This window comes from Psychrobacter sp. GW64-MNA-CIBAN-0177 (assembly GCF_040309585.1).
Taxonomy (GTDB): domain Bacteria; phylum Pseudomonadota; class Gammaproteobacteria; order Pseudomonadales; family Moraxellaceae; genus Psychrobacter; species Psychrobacter okhotskensis.
Genome location: NZ_JBEOOY010000634.1, coordinates 1 through 233, shown reverse-complemented (window position 1 = coordinate 233; position 233 = coordinate 1). Strand labels below are relative to the sequence as shown.

The following is a 233-nucleotide window of genomic DNA, read 5'->3' as shown; positions in this document are numbered from 1 at the left end:
GCCCTGTACCGCGCCATCGGCACCTTGATGGGCGCGGCGGCGGCGGTGCTGTTTGTGCCGATGTTCGTGCAGTCACCCTACATTCTGGTGGTGGTGATTGCGCTGTGGACCGGCACTTTGCTGTTCTTGTCCATGCACCTGCGCACCGCGAATAACTACGCCCTGATGCTGGCCGGCTACACCTTGCCGCTGATTGCCCTGCCGGTGGTGGATAACCCCTTGGCCGTCTGGGA

General features: G+C 63.1%; 1 protein-coding gene. It reads left to right on the top strand.

The window, feature by feature from the left end; all coding sequences use genetic code 11:
* A partial coding sequence (locus AAEY79_RS16495) for an FUSC family protein (protein WP_352289877.1) occupies positions 1-233 on the top strand: 233 nt, incomplete at both ends.